This is a genomic window from Nitrospina gracilis 3/211, assembly GCF_000341545.2.
In the GTDB taxonomy this organism is placed as follows: Bacteria; Nitrospinota; Nitrospinia; order Nitrospinales; family Nitrospinaceae; genus Nitrospina; species Nitrospina gracilis.
Window position 1 is genome coordinate 754,457 of record NZ_HG422173.1, and the last position, 17,273, is coordinate 771,729.

The following is a 17,273-nucleotide window of genomic DNA, read 5'->3' on the forward strand; positions in this document are numbered from 1 at the left end:
GGCTTGCATTGTACCACCCCACTACGTGGTGATGGAAAAGGGGTGTGGCTTGATGGTTTCTACGATGGTCGGCGGGCCCATCCGCCCATTGCATGGGAGGAGGATGGGTACTTTTCAGGTTCCCATGTGCCGGGGCGTTGTCCGAAAAAGGCGCACGCGCAATTCAGGTTGGATAAGGGAGGCCGGTGATTTAAGATTTTGACATTGTTTAAAAACCCTCTCGCAAGGTTCAAGAAAAACACCATGTCCGATCCTGACTCCAACGGCCCCACCGATTACGTCGTCGACAAAGCTGAAAGCCGGTGGAGCGACCTGTGGCAGACCGAGGACTACTGGGCCATCTGGCTGGGACTGTTCCTGTTGTTTGCGGGCCTTCTCATTTATCTGCCGAATCCTCCCGCCGGACTCGACTCCAGAATCGCCGAAGCCAACGCGGTTCTGGAAAAGGAGTCGAAGCGTGCACCGTTCCACACGCTCGCCTGGTACGAAGCCGAGGACGCGAAGTCTGCATTGAAAGCGACCGGCGAGCCGTACGCCAAAACTATCAAACAGTGGACGCACAAACCGCACAAATGGACGGCCAATCCGCTCGATGCGTTTTTTCTTTCCGAAGAACGCGCCGGAGCCAAAGCCGAACGGGCGAAGAAAAATTACGAAATTCTGAAAGCGGAATCGGAAATGCTGAAAGCCGCCGCGCAACAGGCCGAACAGCGTGCCGAAGCCGCAGGATTCAACGAGACGGCGCTCAACACCGAAGCCAAAGCCGCCATCCAGAAATACCGCGATCATCTGCGCAACGTTGCCGCCGCCAAAAAGCAAACGAAAGCGAAGGCATACAACCAGGTTCCGTACCTGTTGGCCACCGGACTCGCCATCGCGCTCCTGTTCGCGCTCGGCATGCAGGTGATGAACGGAGGCGGCCTCGCTTTTCTGAAAGGCTTCGCGTTTATTTTTGCGCTGGCGGTGCTGGCATTTTTCTTCGCGGCGCAGGCGGACATCAAGTCGCTGGGCATCGGCTGCGCCGCGTGGGCGATTCTATTGGGCTTGCTCATCAGCAACACGCTGGGCACGCCGGAGTGGGTGAAGCCCGCCGTGCAGGTAGAGTATTTCATCAAGACGGGGCTGGTCCTGCTCGGCGCGGAAATCCTGTTCAGCAAGGTGCTCACCATCGGCCTGCCCGGCCTGTTCGTGGCGTGGGTGGTGACACCGGTTGTGCTCATCACCACGTACTGGTTCGGCCAGCGCGTGTTGAAGATCGAATCGAAAACGCTCAACATGACCATCAGCGCCGACATGTCTGTGTGCGGCGTCTCGGCGGCCATCGCCACCGCCGCCGCCTGCCGCGCGAAGAAAGAAGAGCTGACCCTCGCCGTCGGCTTGTCGTTGGTGTTCACCTCGGTCATGATGGTGGTGATGCCGAACGTCATCCTCGCGCTCGGCATGCACCACGTGCTGGGCGGCGCGTGGATGGGCGGCACGATCGACGCCACCGGCGCGGTGGCCGCCGCCGGGGCTTTCCTGAGCGACCGCGCGTTGTATGTCGCCGCCACGGTGAAGATGATCCAGAACATCCTCATCGGCGTCATCGCTTTCTGCGTTGCGCTGTACTGGGTGGCGAAAGTGGAACGCGATCCCGCGCGGCCGCGTCCCGGTCCCATGGAAATCTGGTACCGCTTTCCCAAGTTCGTCATCGGCTTCGTGTTCGCCTCGATCCTGGTGTCGTCGATTTACAGCGGACTCGGACCCGGCGTGGGTGAAGCGATGATCACCGACGGTGTCATCAAGGGCTGGACGAAGATCGGCCGCGGCTGGTTTTTCTGTCTCGCGTTTGTCAGCATCGGGCTCGCCACCAATTTCCGCGAACTCGGCCATTACTTTCACAAAGGACAACCGCTCATCCTGTACCTGTGCGGCCAAACGCTGAACCTGGTCCTGACGCTGGCGATGGCGTACCTGATGTTCTTCGTTGTCTTTCCTGAAATCACGGCGCAGATATGAAAACGCAAACGAAACTTTCAATCCCTCGCGATGTGCGCACGTTTATTATTGGAGTGGCGTTGCTCTTGACGTTCGCTTTCGGCGTTCTGCCGTGGGTGGCGGATCACCTGCCGTGGGCCGAGGGCGTGGCGGCTTCGGTGAAAGCCAACGGACTCAACGCCTCCGGCCTGTTCTACACCGATGTGGATTATTGACGAACAAGGGCCCACTCGCTCAATCTAGATTTTATCCCCCTTGCCGCGGATTTTACCCGCTAGCAGATGCGCGGCAGTTGGTCACCGCTCAGCATGTCGAGCAGGCGGGTCGTGCCGAAGGCGTTGTGCAGGGTGACGCGTCCGCGAGCCTCCATCTCCACGGTGCCGATGCATGCCGCGTTGCGCCCCGTTTCGTGCCGCCGCATGATCTGAAGTGCGGACTCCGCCTGCTTTTCTGGTACGAAGGCCACGCAACGTCCCTCGTTGGCGACGTAAAGCGGATCGAATCCCAGAAGCTCGCACGCGCCGCGCACGGCGTCGGTCACACCGATCTTCGTTTCCTCCAGCGCGAAGGACAACGATGAGGTTTTGGCGATTTCCACCAGCGCGGTGGCCAGTCCGCCGCGCGTCAGGTCGCGCAGGCAATGCAGGTCGATGCCGCCTTCGATCAGTTCGCGCACCATGCCATTCAGGGGCGCGCAATCGCTTTCGATCGCCGACTCGAACCGCAGGCCTTCCCGCACCTGCACGAGCGCCATGCCGTGGCGTCCGACATCGCCATTAAGAAGAATCGCGTCGCCCGGTCGCACCCGTCTGGGCGAGACGGGTTGCGGTGCGATCACCCGCCCCACGCCGGCGGTATTGATGAACATGCCGTCGCCCTTGCCGCGTTCGACCACCTTGGTGTCGCCGGTGGCAATGCGCACCCCTGCTATTTCCGCGGCTTGCTGCATCGACTGCACCACCTGCCACAGCGTTTCCATCGAAAGTCCTTCCTCCAGGATGAAGCCGGCGCTCAGGGATTGCGGCACCGCGCCGCACATAGCCAGGTCGTTCACCGTGCCCCACACCGCGAGCCGGCCGATATCACCGCCGGGAAAGAACAGCGGATGCACGACGTAGGAATCGGTGGTGAACGCGAGCTCGCCCTCGTTAACCGGAAGCACCGCGCCGTCGTGTTGCGTCGCCTGCGTGCCGAACGCGGCGGCGAACAGGGTGTCGATGAGCTGGTGCATCAGGCGCCCGCCGCCCCCGTGCGAAAGCAGGATCTGCGGAATGTCGTTCAGCGGAACGGGGCATTGCAGTCCGTCGGCCAGTTTGCGATGCGGAGGTTTGTCCACGGTGCGCTCCTTATGAATGACGGTAACGGTAATACGCCGAGCAGGCACCTTCGGTGCTGACCATGGTGGCGCCCAGTGGTTTTTCCGGTGTGCAGCGTGCGCCGAAGGCCGGGCAGTCTGTGGGCTTGTCCAGTCCCAGAAGAATGCGTCCGCTGATGCAATCGCCGTTCTGTTCCACAGAAGCCGGTGTCACGCCAAAACGCCTTTCCGCGTCGAACGCTTCATACTCCGGGGTCAGGCTCAGGCCGCTTGCCGGAATTTCCCCGATGCCCCGCCAGGCGCGCGGCACCACGTGAAACACTTTCTGGATCAACTCCTGCGCCGGACGGTTGCCCGTGCGTGTCACTGAGCGCGTGTACTGGTTTTCCACTTCGGCGCGGCCGCTTTCCAGTTGGCGCACGCACAGGTACAGGCCGTGCAGGATGTCCACCGGCTCGAACCCCGTCACCACCAGCGGCACCCGGTAGCGTTCGGCGATGGGTTCGTATTCGGTGAAACCCATCACGGTACAAACATGGCCCGCCAGCAGGAATCCGTTGATCCGGTGCTGTTCCGACTGCAGGATGGATTCCACTGCCGGCGGCACCAGCACCTGCGAGACAAGCATGGAAAAATTGGTGAGGCCGCGAAGTTTGGCTTGGTGCACCGCCATGGCGTTGGCGGGAGCGGTCGTTTCGAATCCCACGGCGAAAAATACCACCTGTCGTTCGGATTTCTCTTCAGCCAGCTGGACCGCATCCATCGGCGAATACACCATGCGCACATCGCCGCCAGCCGCTTTCACCGACAGCAGGTCGCGGTCGCTACCCGGCACCCGCATCATGTCGCCGAACGAGCAGAGAATCACCCCCGGTTGCTGAGCGATGTCGATGGCGCGGTCGATCAACTCCACAGGCGTCACGCACACCGGGCAGCCGGGTCCGTGAACCAGCGTGATGGATTCGGGCAGCAATTGGTCGATGCCGTGCTTGACGATGCTGTGAGTCTGCCCGCCACAGACTTCCATGATGCGCCACGGTCGGGTGACGGTTTTGTGCAAAGCGTCGGCGAGGCGCCGGGCCGCTTCCGGGTCGCGGAATTCGTCGAGAAATTTCATGATGCGGTCACTCCTCCTCCGGCTCCGGCGGTGGGGAATCGAGCCGGTCCATCTCATCCAGGTACTTCAGTGCGCGGTGCGCCTCGCGTTCATCGACTCGGCTGATGGCGAATCCGGCGTGCACGATGACGTAATCACCCACCTTCGCCTCCGGCACGTAGGAAAGCCAGGCTTCTTTCACGATGCCGCCAAAGTCGATGCGGCCTTTGCGCGTCAACGCCTCGCCTTGTTCGATGCTTTCGATTTTTCCCGGTATGGCAAGACACATGACATCACACCATCGTTTTCGGAGCTTCTTTTTGCAGGGCGGCGAGGATCTGCCCTACCGCCACACCGCCATCGTTGGGCGGGATGCGCTGGTGCCAGGACGGCTGGAATCCCGCTTCCCGAAGCGCCGTCACCGTCATCTCCGTCAGCACCCGGTTCTGAAAACAGCCGCCGCTCAACACCACGCGCGGTTCCCCCACCAGTTGCGCCATGCCCACCACGATATCCGCCAGCGTATGATGAAACGTGGTGGCGATTTCACTCACCTCACGGCGCCGGGCGAGGTCGCTTAAAATCTCTTCTATCATCGGTTGCCAGTCCACCACGTAAGTGTACCGGTGCACGGCTTCCGCCGGAGACTTCCCCGATTCCATTTCCAGGATTCTGAACGTGTAGCGTTCGTCGGACCACGGAATGCCACTGAGGAACGGAGCCGCCAGATTGCGGGAAGTGCCGAGGATTTCCTCTTCACTGATCCACGGTTCGCGGGCGGGAGACCTGACCGGGCCCGTTTTGGTTTCCTTGGGCGACAGGAAAATTCCCGTGGCAAACTCCAGCCGCATGGCCCCCTGCCCTTCGTAACGGTTGTGGTTGCCGAGACCCAGCAGCGCCGACACCGCATCGAACAGCCGCCCGGCACTCGATGTGCGGGGTGCGTTTATCTGTTTATCCAGCATGCCGCAAAGTACATCGTGTTCGGGAGGACTCCATCGCAATGAACTCATGAGGTCGTTATGTTCAAACACCTGCTTACCCAGCATTTCGTAAAGCAGGCCCAGCGCCGCGCGACGCGGCTCGCGCACCGCCTGTTCCCCACCAGGAAGCATGAAAGAACGAAAATGGCCTTCGCGTGAAAACCCTTCTTCCGTAACCAGCAGAAACTCGCCGCCCCACACCGTGCGGTCGAGTCCGTACCCCGATCCGTCCCAACTGACGCCCAGCGCGGGCGGCGGCACCTCGTTGTCCACCATGCATGCCAACACGTGTGCGAAGTGGTGTTGCACCGCATCGCGCGGCATGTCCCGGTCTTCCGCATAACGCGTCGATGCGTAGTCGGGATGAAAGTCGTGCACCACAAGTTCCGGCTGTATTTCGTAAAACCGTGTCAGCGTATTGATCGTATTTTGGAAAGTGGTCACCGAATGTGGCGATACAAGGTCGCCGATGTGCTGGCTCAGCGCGATTTCTCCATCTTTGTACAGGGCGACGGTGTTTTTCATGTGCGGACCCACGGCCAGCACCTGCAGGTCCACACTGCCGAACCCCCAGTGCCGCGTGATGGGAAACGTGGATGGCGCAAAACCGCGCCCCCGGCGCAGAACCATCTCCCGGCCCAGCACCACGCGTACGATGGAATCATCCAGATGATTGACGATTTCGCGGTCGTGCACAAGAAACCCGTCCGCCATCGTGTCCAGCCGTTGCAGCGCCTCGTCGTTTTGCGTGCACAGGGTTTCTTCCGAAAGGTTGCCGCTGGTGGCGATGACCGGGCGACCAAGTTCGCGCGTTAAGAGATGATGCAGAGGCGTCATCGGAAGCAGGGCACCGAGGTACGGGTTGCCCGGTGCGATGTTGTCGGGAAGCGAGTTGTTTTTGCGGTGGAGCAGAACGATGGGGGCTTCCGGTGACAGCAACGCCCGCCGTTCCATCGAAGACACGTCGCATACTTGCTGGACCGATTCGAAATCCGGGAACAGGACGGCCAGCGGCTTTTCTTCGCGCTGCTTGCGCTTTCGCAGTTGGCCGATGGCCTCCTCGTTAGTGGCGTCGGCCATCAGGTGGAATCCACCGACGCCCTTGACCGCAACGGTGCATCCGTCACGCAAGGCCTCGACCGCGCGCATCAGGGCGTCGTCTCCCCCGGTCTGTTTGGTTCCGCCGGCATCGAGGTAAGAGAGTTTGGGACCGCACTGCGGGCAGGCGTTGGGTTGGGCGTGGAAGCGGCGGTTCTGCGGGTCTTCGTATTCGCCCAGGCAGGCCCCGCACATTTCAAACCGGTCCATGGATGTGTTCGGCCGGTCGTAGGGAAGGGCGGTCATGATGCTGAACCGCGGACCGCACCGTGTGCAGTTGGTGAAGGGATAACGGTGACGACGGTTTTGCGGTTCGAACATCTCCTCCAGGCAGTCGCCGCACGTGGCGACATCCGGAAGCACCCAGAACGATTTTGCTGTTCCTTCGGAGCTTTCGCGGATTTCAAAAATTGTATATCCCTCGGGTTGGAGGTAGGTGTGTTCCAGCCCCTGGATGTGGGCGAGCGGGGGTTTTTCCTCTTCAATGCGGTACAGGAAGGCATCGAGATTGGACAGCGGCCCTTCCGCATCGATGACCACCCCCTGTCCGGTGTTGGCGACCCACCCGGTGAGGTTGAGGTCCGTGGCCAGGTTGTAGATGAACGGACGGAAACCCACGCCCTGCACCTTGCCGCGCAGGGTGATGCGGATGCGCGATATGATGTCACCGGTTTCCATGTCCGGACGAGTCCTCAGAAAGGTCTTCCAGTTCCACGCTTTCGATCCATATGTCCTGCGCCTGCGGGTCGGTGGTGTCCGTGCCGACCTCGATGTTCACCTGCGCCCCTTCGGCCACGGTCCCGGCGGCGGCATCCCGAAAATGCTCCATAAAGTGTTCGGGCGAGATGTGTGCCAGCGCCCCGAGCTTCACGTTCAATCCCACCACCCGCGCGTTCCGGTGGTTCAGCGAGACCGACAGGATTTTGCGCATCAGGTCGTTCATCAGCGATTGTTCATGCATGCCGTGTTTCCCCGGTGAGAGTGTGAATCTGTTCAAGGACCCGGGAGACGAGTGAATCCATCGAAGTTTCCACTTCCACCGCCATACCCTGCCCCGGCGAGAACGTTTTGCCTTCGATGCCGAACACGATCACTCGCGGCGGCAGTTTGCCGAGGGCGCGCGCCATCTCCACCGCGTCGTGCACGCTGAAGTTGTGCGTCGAGCAGCGCAGGAATTTTGCATTCATGCTTTCCGTGCTCACGTCCCAGCAGTGCACCGTGCCGGGAGACGCGCCCGATTCCACCGCGTCGACCAGGATGGCGGCGTCGAACCCTTCCAGGGCCTCCATCACTGCCGCGCCCTCTCCCTCCACTTCCCGCACGGCGACGTTGTGCGAAGAGATCCGTTCCGCCAGCCGCCGGGCCGCGTGGCGTCCCGCTGCATCGTCGCCGCGCCACAGGTTGCCGATGCCGAGCACGAGAATATGGGGAGATTCTGTCATGGCGAGTCCTTTCAGGAACGGTCCACTTCCATTTTCAGGAAATGCGTGGCGCAGGAGATGCACGGATCGTAATTGCGGATCGCCTGCTCGCACTGCCATTGCAGTTTGTCGTCGGGAAGATCCATGTACTGAGGAACGAACTGCCGCAGGTCTTCCTCGATGGTTTTCTGGTTCTGCGACGTGGGCGGTACGATCTTCGCGTCCTGGATGAGCCCTGCGTCGTCGATGCGGTAGCGGTGATACAGGATGCCGCGCGGCGCTTCGGTGCAGGCGTAACCGGTTCCCGCTTTCGGTTCGATATCGAGCGCGGGCCGATCCGGCATCTCGTAATGGCGGATCAGGCGCAGGGCTTCGTCCACCGCGAACAATGTCTCCAAGCAACGCACGATGATGCTCTTGAACGGATTGCGGCACGGCGCTTTGAGCCTGGCCGCGTGCATGGCCTGTTTCGCGATGGCCGGAAGCTTTTCGTGATTCAGGTTGAACCGCGCCAGCGGCCCAACCAAATAATTGCCGCGCGCTTTCAATACCGAATGCAGGGCGTTGGACCGCTCGACGTGCTGCTCCTCAAAATGATCGTCGTACTCGCGGGCGGCGATGTCGAGTCCGCGGTTGGACACGATGCGGCCTTCGTTGAACGGGTATTCCTCCGGGTGGTGGAGTGCGACGAATTCGTAGTCCACTTCGAAATCGGGAAACGGCAGTTTCGCGACGAACCCAACCGCCTCCAGCGCGAAGTCGCGACACCATTTCAGGTTTTCCTCCAGCTTTTTGAAATCGGTTTTGCGCGGCACCTTGTAAAATCCGCCAACCTTCACGTTGATGGGATGGATCTCGCGTCCGCCGAGAAAAGCGACGATCTCGTTGCCGTGTTTTTTGAAACGCAGAGCGTTTTCGATGAGCTGTTTGTGGTCTTTGGCGATCTGGATGGCGTCGTGGTATCCCAGGAAATCCGGCGCGTGCAGCATGAATGCGTGCAGGATGTGGCTTTCGATCCATTCACCGCAGTAAATGAGGCGGCGCAGGGCGCGGAGAGGCGGGGTCATGGTCACCCCCAGCGCGTCTTCCATGGCGTGCACCGCGCTCATCTGGTAAGCGATGGGGCAGATGCCGCAGATGCGCGCCGTGATGTCCGGTGCTTCGGTGAACTGGCGGCCGCGCAGGAACGCTTCGAAAAAACGCGGCGGCTCGAAGATCCTGAGTTGCACGTCCTTCAACGCACCGTTCTGGATTTTCAGGTACAGCGCGCCCTCGCCTTCCACCCGCGCCAGGTAATCGACTTTAATGGTCCGGGTTTTTTTCATACGTTTCGCTTTCCCTGCGGAACTTTTTGGTCCAGCCGTAAAACCCGCGGAACAGGTGGCGCACGCTGTCCTCGTCCATGCCCATGTCCAGAAACGCGCGGCTCATCGCATTCGTGTTGGCTTTTTCCTTGGGACCGAAACAGGCATAACAACCACGGTTATAACCCGGGCACAGCGCGCCGCACCCGGCGTGGGTGATGGGACCCATGCACGGCGTGCCGTGCGCCACCATGACGCACACGTTGCCCGCGCGCTTGCATTCCAGGCACACGCTGTGCGCCGGCGTGTTCGGTTTGCGTCCGTTCAGAAACGCGTTGATCACCTCGAGCAACTGGTGCTTGTTGATGGGGCATCCCTGCAGTTGAAAATCGACGGCCACGTGTTCCTCGATGGCGGTCGATTTTTTCAGGCTGTCGATGTAATCGGGTGTGGCGTACACGATGGAGATGAATTCGTTGACGTCCTTGAAGTTGCGGAGCGACTGGATGCCCCCGGCGGTGGCGCAGGCACCGATGGTGATCAGCGTCTTCGAAATGCGCCGGATCCGGTGGATACGCTCGGCGTCGTGCGGAGTGGTGATCGATCCCTCCACCAGCGATACGTCGTACGGGCCTTTCAGGATGCGGCTCGACGCTTCCGGGAAATGTGCGATGCTGATGTGCTCGGCAACAGTGAGCAGTTCGTCCTCGCAGTCGAGCAGGCTCAACTGGCATCCGTCGCAGGACGCAAACTTCCACACCGCGAGTTTCGGTTTATGATGCGGCGGTCTGCGTTGGGCCGCGGTTGTTTTCTTCTTCCGTGCCATGTCAGATCTCCCGCTTGCTGAACAGGCGGCGGATGCGCTGGTATGGGAACACCGGGCCGTCCAGGCAGACGAAGTCCGGTCCGTACTGGCAGTGCCCGCAGAATCCGATGGCGCATTTCATGTTGCGCTCCATCGTCAGGTAAATATCATCAGGGCTCAGTCCCTCATCCATCAGCTCGTTGACCGTGAACCGCATCATCACCTCCGGTCCGCAGATCATGGCGACGGTCTGGTGCGCGTCGAACTTCGCTTTTCTCACGATCTGCGTCACCACGCCTACGTTGCCCAGCCAGCCGCGCTGGGCCGTGTCCACCGTCGCATCCACTTCCAGGTCGAAACGGCCGCGCCATTGCTCCAATTCCTTGCGGAAAATCATGTCGGCGGGTGTGCGCGCCCCGTACAGAATGAAAACGTCACCGTACTTTTCCCGCCGCGCCAGCACCTGGTAGATGGCGGGACGCAACGGCGCCAGCCCGATGCCTCCGGCGATGAACACGACGTCGTTCCCTTCCACCGCTTCCACCGGCCAGTGCGACCCGAACGGACCGCGGATGCCGATGACGTCCCCCTTCCGCAGGTTTTTCAGGTGACGCGTCACCGTGCCGACGGCGCGGATGGTGTGGAGCAGGGTGTCCGGTTTCTGAGGATCGCCGCTGATGGAAATCGGCACCTCTCCCACGCCGAACACGTACAGCATGTTGAACTGGCCCGGTTTGAAAGCAAACCGCCTGCTTCCTTTCACCGGCTGGGTTTCCAGCGTGAAGCTGTCGCGCGTTTCCTTCTGCACGCGCAGGATGCGGTGCGGTTCCGGCACCATGGGCTGCGCCATCGGTTGTACGGCGGCGAACATCAGACCGTGCTCCCGTAGACGTCCATCAACTGCATGCGCGTGTGTTGCAGGCGTTCGGCGGCGATGATGAAGAACCGCCGGAACAGTTCGTACCCGAGTTCGTGATCGGTTTCTATTTTTTTGCGCAAACAGGCGGCATCCAGCGCGATGGTGCGCACGAGGGTCATTGCATGCGCATCGAAATGCCACAGGTGAGGCGGCGCCAGCCACGACCAGCCGAGCACCTGTCCGCCTTCGACGGTGTCCACGATCATCGGCGGCTTGTTGGGCGGCGCCATCTCCAGCGCCACGCGTCCGTGCCGGATGATGTAAAAATGATCCGCCGCAGCACCTTCGCGAAACAGAAACTCCCCCGACTCGAACCGCACGTTCGATGCGCAGCCGATGACCAGCTTCATGTATTTTTCCTGAAGTCCGTCGAAGAACGGATGCTCGGAGAGAATGGGTTCCAGGGTTTTCATGTTGGTTTCCTGCGCGTTCATGGCGGAGACTCCTCGTCCTCGTGGTTGCCGGAAGGGGGCGGAGGGATGCGGATGGCAGCCACTTCTTCCGTGATGTCGATGCCCACCGGGCACCAGGTGATGCAGCGCCCGCACCCGACGCATCCGCTGGTATCGAACTGGTCGTGCCAGGTGGACAGTTTGTGCGTCATCCATTGGCGGTAGCGCGACAGGGTGGAATGGCGCACGTTGCCACCGTGGATGTATGAAAAATCCAGGGTGAAACACGAATCCCAGCTGCGCCAGCGCTCGGCGTGGTCGCCGGAAAGGTCGGTGACGTCTTCCACGGTCGAGCAGAAACAGGTGGGGCAGGCCATGGTGCAGTTGGCGCAGGCGAGGCAGCGGTGGGCGACCTGCTCCCAGCGCGGGTGTTCGTAGTTGTTTTGCAGGAGTTCCCGCAGGTCGTCGCTTTTCATGGAACGGCCCATCTGTTGGACGGCGTTGTCCCGGGCCTGTGCGGCTTTTTCGGTATCCGCGGCTTTCGCTTTTTTGACCGGAACCCTGGAGAGCAGGCGTGCACCGGCCGCACTGCCGACTTCCACCACGAAGTGCGAGGTGGTTTTCTGCACGATCTCGGTGAGCGCCAGGTCGAATCCCGATTCCGCTTTCGGGCCGGAGTTCATCGATACGCAAAAACAGGTGTTGCCCGCCTGCGTGCATTGCACGGCGATGATGAACGCGCGTTCGCGGTGCGCCTTGTAGATGGGATCGACGTACGGGCCTTCCAGGAACACCTTGTCCTGAATGCGGATGGCGTGCAGTTCACAGGCGCGCACTCCCAGTAATGCATAGCGTGGGGCGTTGTCTTCGCTCGGTGTGATGGCCATGCCGCGGCCTTTACGGTCGGCTTCCCACAATTTCTGGCGCGGCGGGAACAGGAACTGTTTCCAGGAATGGGGGCTGATGATGTACCCGAACAGCGCGGCGTCATCGCGTTTCTTTAAACGGTAGGTGCCGCCCTCCTGTTCGTCGGTCCAGCCTTCGGGTAAGTCATCAATCGACCGCACCTCGTCGTACACCACCGCCTGGTCGCGGAGGGTGGGCCCCACGACCCGGTAACGGGCGCGGCGCAGAGCCTGCAAAAGGGCGTCGAGTCCCTTGCGGTCCAGCAAAACCTGTTCGCCAACCTCCAACTCCGCCATAACCCGTACCTTTCGAATGGTGGGCTGTATACCTGTAGTTTACTCCCTTTGCGGGGAAGGTCCAACAAGTCTCTCCAGAATGGGGATGTCGCGTTGCATGGCGGGGTCGAGGTGGTCCCACAGCACGCCCTGCGGCCGCGCGTGTTTGTTTTTGCATTCAATGGATTGCGTCGGCGTGAGAATCCAGTCCAGCGGGATGTCGTAGGGCATGACCTCCCATTCCGCGTCCACCACCTGCAGGTCGTGCACGGTGGTGACGATGACCGTCTTCTTCGTGATGAGTTTGAGGTCCGTGGCGATGCCGAACTCGAGGTCCGAATAACCGCCGCCCTTGCCGATGCGCGTGCCGTTTCTGCGCACCGCCACCGACCCCGCGCTGATGAGGTCGATCGCCGGCATCTCCTGCGGCGTGACAGGCTGGCCGAACTGCTCCGATCCCGAAATGCTCGCCGCCTTTTTGAAATTGCGTGGATCGATCTTTGCGGGATCCAGTTTCAGAAAACATTGTTCTTTTCTGAGACGCGGCACCGCCATGAACACCGTCTTGCCGTCTTCCAGAGCCGCCTGGCGCAGCGGCCGTTGGGGAGAATCGGGATTGCACTTGAGCGTCTTCGCTTTCTGGTAGCAGGTAAGTGTGCGCAGGCGTTCGACGGCGGCTTCGGCTCCTTTGAAGTTCGGGATACGGCCCTTGATGGGAAACGGAAAGCGTGCGGCTTTCTCCCGGGTCATCTCCGACCACACCGCCTGCCTTACCGACTGTTTGGTCTTGCGCGTCATGGCTTTTTAGACTGATTCCTCTGTAGTGGCATTCAATAGAAACACTTTATTGGAAGGGGACCAAAGATTTGCCCCGTATGTCCGATATAATGAGGTATGCATTTTATAAAACTCGCGGTGGGGGCAGTGTTGCTGACGGCGGCGCTGGGCTCGCCGGAAAAAATCCTGGTCGGGCATGCGGTGGAGATCCTCTCCGGCGACGCCTTCGCCCTCGAGGTCGAGAATAAACGATACAAGGTGCGATTGGAAGAAGTGGACGCACCGGAGCCGGGCCAGCCGTTTGGCAAGCAGGCGTTCGATTACCTGGACGAATTGATCCGGCACCGCGCCATCCGCGTCGACGTCTCGTTCGTGGACAAGGACGGCTGGCACGTGGGCCGCGCCGTGCTGGCGGGAGGCCGGGTGGTGAACGAGGAGGTCATTGCCCAGGGCTATGGCTGGCATTACCGCGCCACGCCCGATCCGGACGAGCGCCTGACCACGCTGGAGCAACACGCTTTCGCCCACAGCCTGGGTTTGTGGATGCAGGAGGAACCCATCCCGCCGTGGGAACACCGCCGCGAGAAGGTTATCCCCGACGCACCGTGGAGCCAGGCGGAGATGGATTACGACCGTGTCCTGCATTACGGTATCATAGGCGATCCCCAGAGCCGCACCTACCAGTGGCCCGCCTGCCGGGGGTATTCCCGCGCCGCGCGGATCAGGAAACCCGTCCTCTTCCAGACCCGGAAACAGGCCGAGGAGATGGGCTACCGCCCCGCCCCGCAGTGTCCTTCCTGATATATATAAAGGAAGAGCTTTCGCCGGGGCGTTGCTTTCTATATAATCAACCATCATGAAACCGAAAAACGAGTCACAGAATACGGCCCGGAGCGGACCCGTTTCCTCTCCCGGTACGGGAGTGCCGGAGTTGTTGGCCCCGGCGGGGAGCCCGGAGAAGCTCGATTACGCGCTGGCCTACGGTGCCGATGCCGTGTACGCGGGGATTCCGCGCTTCTCGCTTCGTGCCCGCGAGAACCCGTTCAAGGACGCGACGCTGAAAGAGGCCATCGAACGCACGCACCGGATGGGGCGGAAAATCTACATCACCGCCAACATCCTGCCGCCCAACCGCAAGATCGAATCGTTCAAGCAGTCGCTGGCGTTTTACGCCGAGGCGCAACCCGACGCCTTCATCATGGCCGATCCGGGGATGATCCGTTTCGCGCGGCGCGAGTTTCCGCACGTGCCGGTGCATTTGTCGGTGCAGACCAACACCATCAACCACGAATCGGTGCAGTTCTGGTACGACGAAGGCGTGAGCCGCATCATCCTGTCGCGCGAGTTGTCTTTGCCGGAGATCGCGGAGATCCACGCCAAGGTGCCGGGGATGGAGCTGGAGTCGTTCGTGCACGGTGCAATTTGTATCGCCTATTCGGGCCGGTGTTTGTTGTCCAATTATTTCAACCACCGCGACGCCAACCAGGGCACCTGCACCAACAGTTGCAGGTGGGAGTACGACGTGCATCAACAGCCGCACGAGTCGGCGCCCGTGCAGAGCACGCACAACCCGAACATCCTGTCCGGAGAGTATTTTCTGGAAGAGCGGGAGCGGCCGGGCGAGCTGATGCCCATCGACGAAGACGAGCATGGCACCTACATTATGAACTCGAAGGACCTGCGCGCCATCGAGTACCTGAAACCGATTCATGATGCGGGCGTGTGTTCGTTCAAGATCGAGGGACGCACCAAGACCATCTACTATCTGTCGATGGTGGTGCGCAGTTACCGTCGCGCCATCGACGACCTCGCGCGCGGGCAGGCGTTCGATCCCAAACTCATCGATGAGATCAACAAGACCGCCAACCGCGGTTTCACTTCCGCATTTCTGGTGCCGCGGTCGGATCACCAGACCGAACGATTCGACTCCGCGCAGGAAACCGACCTGCCGCAGGTGTTCGCCGGGCAGGTGACGGATTCGCGCAAAGGCTGGATGGAAGTGGAAGTGAAGAACCGCATTGAAGTGGGCGACCGCGTCGAGTACATCTCTCCCTCGCGGCAGAGTTACTTCCACATCGCCGCCATCGAGAACGCGAAAGGCGAAGCGGTGAACGTCGCTCACGGTGGTGCGGGCCGGGTGTGGATCGCCACCGATCAGGCCGTCGAACCCTACGCGCTGCTCAGCCGCGTCGTCAGCCAGCAGACGGCGGACTCTCTCTCCCTGCAAGCGCAATAACTCCTGCACGCACAGTTTCCAGCCGGTTTCCTGTAAGGGAAGCGGCCGGTTTGCGACCCCCCCTCACGCAATACGCGGGAAATCGGGCCTGGGGTCAGTTGTCGTTGCCCGGTTTGTTGGGCCGCTGGGAGGTTTCGGCGAACCACAGGACGATGAAAATGACGACCGTCAGCCCCGCCGCCAGCCAGAAGTCGAAGCTCTTGTTCTCCAGGTCGAAAAAGTCGTAAGTCATTGTCCCATCAATGATTAGGATGATAACGGCGATGCTGAGAAGGGCGGCGACTTTTCTCAAAACGGGGTCCTCGACATTCGAAAGAAGCGGGCCCGGCGGTGTGCGGTCCACCGCCCTTCTGGGGCGGGGTCCCGGAGCGGGTTGCCTGGATTAGAATGAGGCCTTCGGCCAAATTATTTTTGAAACCGGGAGCGGCTTGCTTATATAATATGGATCGCCTCAATTGTTATTTGAATTTTAACAAGTTACAGGCCGAGCGCAAGCCGGATTCCGGTCACCCCGTAATTTTCAACCGGACGGCCCATCCTGCGTGATTCTCAACCGCATTTAAAAGAGTGGACATTTATATATGGCGATTCCAATTCGACAGGCGATGAAAGTTGGGTTTTATCTGTTCAAGCAAAAACTCCTCGGCAAAAAAAAGTATCCGCTGGTGTTGATGCTCGAACCCCTTTACCGTTGCAACCTCGAGTGCACGGGTTGTGGAAAAATTCAGAAACCCAACGACATTCTTAAACAGTATCTGAGCGTGGAGCAGTGCCTGAAAGCCGCGAAGGAATGCGGCGCGCCGATCGTCTCCATCGCCGGCGGCGAACCGCTGATCCATCCGCACATCGTGGAGATCATCGAAGGCCTGGTCAAGCAGGGCCGCTATGTTTACCTGTGCACCAACGCCATCCTGCTCGAGAAATATCTAGATCGGTTGCCGAAATCGCCGTTACTCACGCTTTCGATTCACCTCGACGGCATGAAGGAACACCACGACCATATCTGCATGGAAGAAGGCGTGTACGACAAGGCCATCGATGCCATCCGCGCCGCCAAGAAAAAAGGTTTCCGCGTCACCACCAACACCACCTTCTTCGACGGCGTCTCCGTTGAATACGCGGAGCAGTTTCTCGACCATATCCGGCCGCTGGGCGTGGACGGCATGACGGTGTCTTCCGCCTTCCAGTATCCGGATGCGCCGGACCAGGAACATTTTCCCGGCCGCGCGAAGACCATGGAGTTTTTCGGCGACCTGTTGAACCGCAACAAAGACGGGCGGTGGAACTTCAATCATTCACCGTTCTACCTTGACTTCCTGCAGGGTAAGCGCGATTACGACTGCACGCCGTGGGGCAATCCGTGTTACTCCGTTCTCGGCTGGCAGAAGCCGTGTTACCTGCTCGACGAAGGCTATGCCGGGAGCTTCCGCGAGTTGATGAAGACCACCGACTGGGACAGTTACGGTCACCGCAACCACGACAAGTGCCGCGACTGCACGGCCCACTGCGGGTACGAGGCCACGGCGGTGGAGGACTCGACGCGCGGCCTGCGCAACATGGTGTACTCCGCCAAAGCCGTCTTCCAATAGCCCCGCGACGCGGGGAGGAAAATGGGTACTGCCCGATAGTTACAGCGATGGTCCGAGGGCCCATTCCGCAAGGTTCACTTGCTTGCCGCGGGCCACGCCCGCTCCTCTACGAGGAGAATAAACAGGGTACTGCCCGATAGTTACAGCGATGGTCCGAGGGCCCCGTTCCGGAAGTTTCCA

General features: G+C 60.5%; 18 protein-coding genes. 5 read left to right on the top strand and 13 right to left on the bottom strand.

All coding sequences use genetic code 11. The features are described 5' to 3' along the window. Positions 1-243: 243 nt before the first annotated feature. Entirely contained in the window at positions 244-1,998 is a 1,755-nt protein-coding gene (locus TX82_RS03490) for a YeiH family protein (protein ID WP_005006902.1), read from the top strand. Then, positions 1,995-2,192 (top strand): hypothetical protein, encoded by a 198-nt coding sequence (locus tag TX82_RS03495; protein WP_005006904.1) that lies wholly within the window; start codon positions 1,995-1,997, stop codon positions 2,190-2,192. Before TX82_RS03490 ends, TX82_RS03495 begins: the two co-directional genes overlap by 4 nt. Positions 2,193-2,251: 59 nt before the next feature. Here the strand turns inward: TX82_RS03495 and hypE are convergent, their stop codons facing one another. From hypE to TX82_RS03555, 12 genes are read right to left on the bottom strand one after another with little or no spacing between them, the layout of a single operon-like run. Next, positions 2,252-3,313 (bottom strand): hydrogenase expression/formation protein HypE, encoded by a 1,062-nt coding sequence (gene hypE, locus TX82_RS03500; RefSeq protein ID WP_237100577.1) that lies wholly within the window; start codon positions 3,311-3,313, stop codon positions 2,252-2,254. Between the two features lie 10 nt (positions 3,314-3,323). Then, positions 3,324-4,409, bottom strand: a complete 1,086-nt coding sequence (gene hypD, locus TX82_RS03505) for a hydrogenase formation protein HypD (protein ID WP_005006906.1) — start codon at positions 4,407-4,409, stop codon at positions 3,324-3,326. A gap of 7 nt (positions 4,410-4,416) precedes the next feature. Next, positions 4,417-4,677, bottom strand: coding sequence for a HypC/HybG/HupF family hydrogenase formation chaperone (locus tag TX82_RS03510; RefSeq protein ID WP_005006907.1), 261 nt, complete (start codon positions 4,675-4,677; stop codon positions 4,417-4,419). Positions 4,678-4,681: 4 nt separating this feature from the next. Then, positions 4,682-7,147 (bottom strand): carbamoyltransferase HypF, encoded by a 2,466-nt coding sequence (gene hypF / locus TX82_RS03515; protein WP_005006909.1) that lies wholly within the window; start codon positions 7,145-7,147, stop codon positions 4,682-4,684. Further along, entirely contained in the window at positions 7,134-7,430 is a 297-nt protein-coding gene (locus tag TX82_RS03520) for a hydrogenase/urease maturation nickel metallochaperone HypA (protein WP_005006910.1), read from the bottom strand. The genes hypF and TX82_RS03520 overlap by 14 nt, the downstream gene beginning before the upstream one ends. Next, complete coding sequence (locus TX82_RS03525) at positions 7,423-7,911, bottom strand: hydrogenase maturation protease (RefSeq protein ID WP_005006912.1); 489 nt, start codon at positions 7,909-7,911, stop codon at positions 7,423-7,425. The genes TX82_RS03520 and TX82_RS03525 overlap by 8 nt, the downstream gene beginning before the upstream one ends. Before the next feature lie 11 nt (positions 7,912-7,922). After that, the gene (locus TX82_RS03530) at positions 7,923-9,215 is read right to left on the bottom strand and encodes a Ni/Fe hydrogenase subunit alpha (RefSeq protein ID WP_005006913.1); all 1,293 of its coding nucleotides are present in this window, start codon (positions 9,213-9,215) and stop codon (positions 7,923-7,925) included. Next, positions 9,193-10,020: an NADH-quinone oxidoreductase subunit B family protein gene (locus TX82_RS03535; RefSeq protein WP_005006915.1), complete on the bottom strand. Its 828-nt coding sequence runs from the start codon at positions 10,018-10,020 to the stop codon at positions 9,193-9,195. The genes TX82_RS03530 and TX82_RS03535 overlap by 23 nt, the downstream gene beginning before the upstream one ends. Before the next feature lies 1 nt (position 10,021). Continuing rightward, positions 10,022-10,870 (bottom strand): FAD/NAD(P)-binding protein, encoded by an 849-nt coding sequence (locus TX82_RS03540; protein WP_005006919.1) that lies wholly within the window; start codon positions 10,868-10,870, stop codon positions 10,022-10,024. Further along, positions 10,870-11,352, bottom strand: a complete 483-nt coding sequence (locus tag TX82_RS03545) for a cyclic nucleotide-binding domain-containing protein (RefSeq protein WP_005006921.1) — start codon at positions 11,350-11,352, stop codon at positions 10,870-10,872. Before TX82_RS03545 ends, TX82_RS03540 begins: the two co-directional genes overlap by 1 nt. Beyond that, positions 11,349-12,512, bottom strand: a complete 1,164-nt coding sequence (locus TX82_RS03550; protein WP_005006924.1) for a 4Fe-4S dicluster domain-containing protein — start codon at positions 12,510-12,512, stop codon at positions 11,349-11,351. The genes TX82_RS03545 and TX82_RS03550 overlap by 4 nt, the downstream gene beginning before the upstream one ends. 39 nt (positions 12,513-12,551) lie before the next feature. After that, entirely contained in the window at positions 12,552-13,289 is a 738-nt protein-coding gene (locus TX82_RS03555; protein WP_005006925.1) for a 5-formyltetrahydrofolate cyclo-ligase, read from the bottom strand. A 96-nt stretch (positions 13,290-13,385) separates the two neighbouring features. Here TX82_RS03555 and TX82_RS03560 point away from each other — a divergent pair, with 96 nt between their 5' ends. Together TX82_RS03560 and trhP are read left to right on the top strand one after the other, a co-directional pair. After that, the gene (locus TX82_RS03560) at positions 13,386-14,069 is read left to right on the top strand and encodes a thermonuclease family protein (RefSeq protein ID WP_005006927.1); all 684 of its coding nucleotides are present in this window, start codon (positions 13,386-13,388) and stop codon (positions 14,067-14,069) included. 55 nt (positions 14,070-14,124) lie between these two features. Then, the gene (gene trhP, locus TX82_RS03565; RefSeq protein WP_005006934.1) at positions 14,125-15,504 is read left to right on the top strand and encodes a prephenate-dependent tRNA uridine(34) hydroxylase TrhP; all 1,380 of its coding nucleotides are present in this window, start codon (positions 14,125-14,127) and stop codon (positions 15,502-15,504) included. Positions 15,505-15,598: 94 nt separating this feature from the next. Here the strand turns inward: trhP and TX82_RS03570 are convergent, their stop codons facing one another. Further along, entirely contained in the window at positions 15,599-15,847 is a 249-nt protein-coding gene (locus tag TX82_RS03570) for a hypothetical protein (protein ID WP_042250468.1), read from the bottom strand. Between the two features lie 238 nt (positions 15,848-16,085). Between TX82_RS03570 and hpnH the strand changes: the two genes are divergently transcribed. Next, positions 16,086-17,093 carry an adenosyl-hopene transferase HpnH gene (gene hpnH / locus TX82_RS03575; RefSeq protein WP_005006939.1) on the top strand — a complete coding sequence of 336 codons (1,008 nt, stop codon included), beginning with the start codon at positions 16,086-16,088 and terminating at the stop codon, positions 17,091-17,093. Positions 17,094-17,273 lie beyond the last annotated feature (180 nt).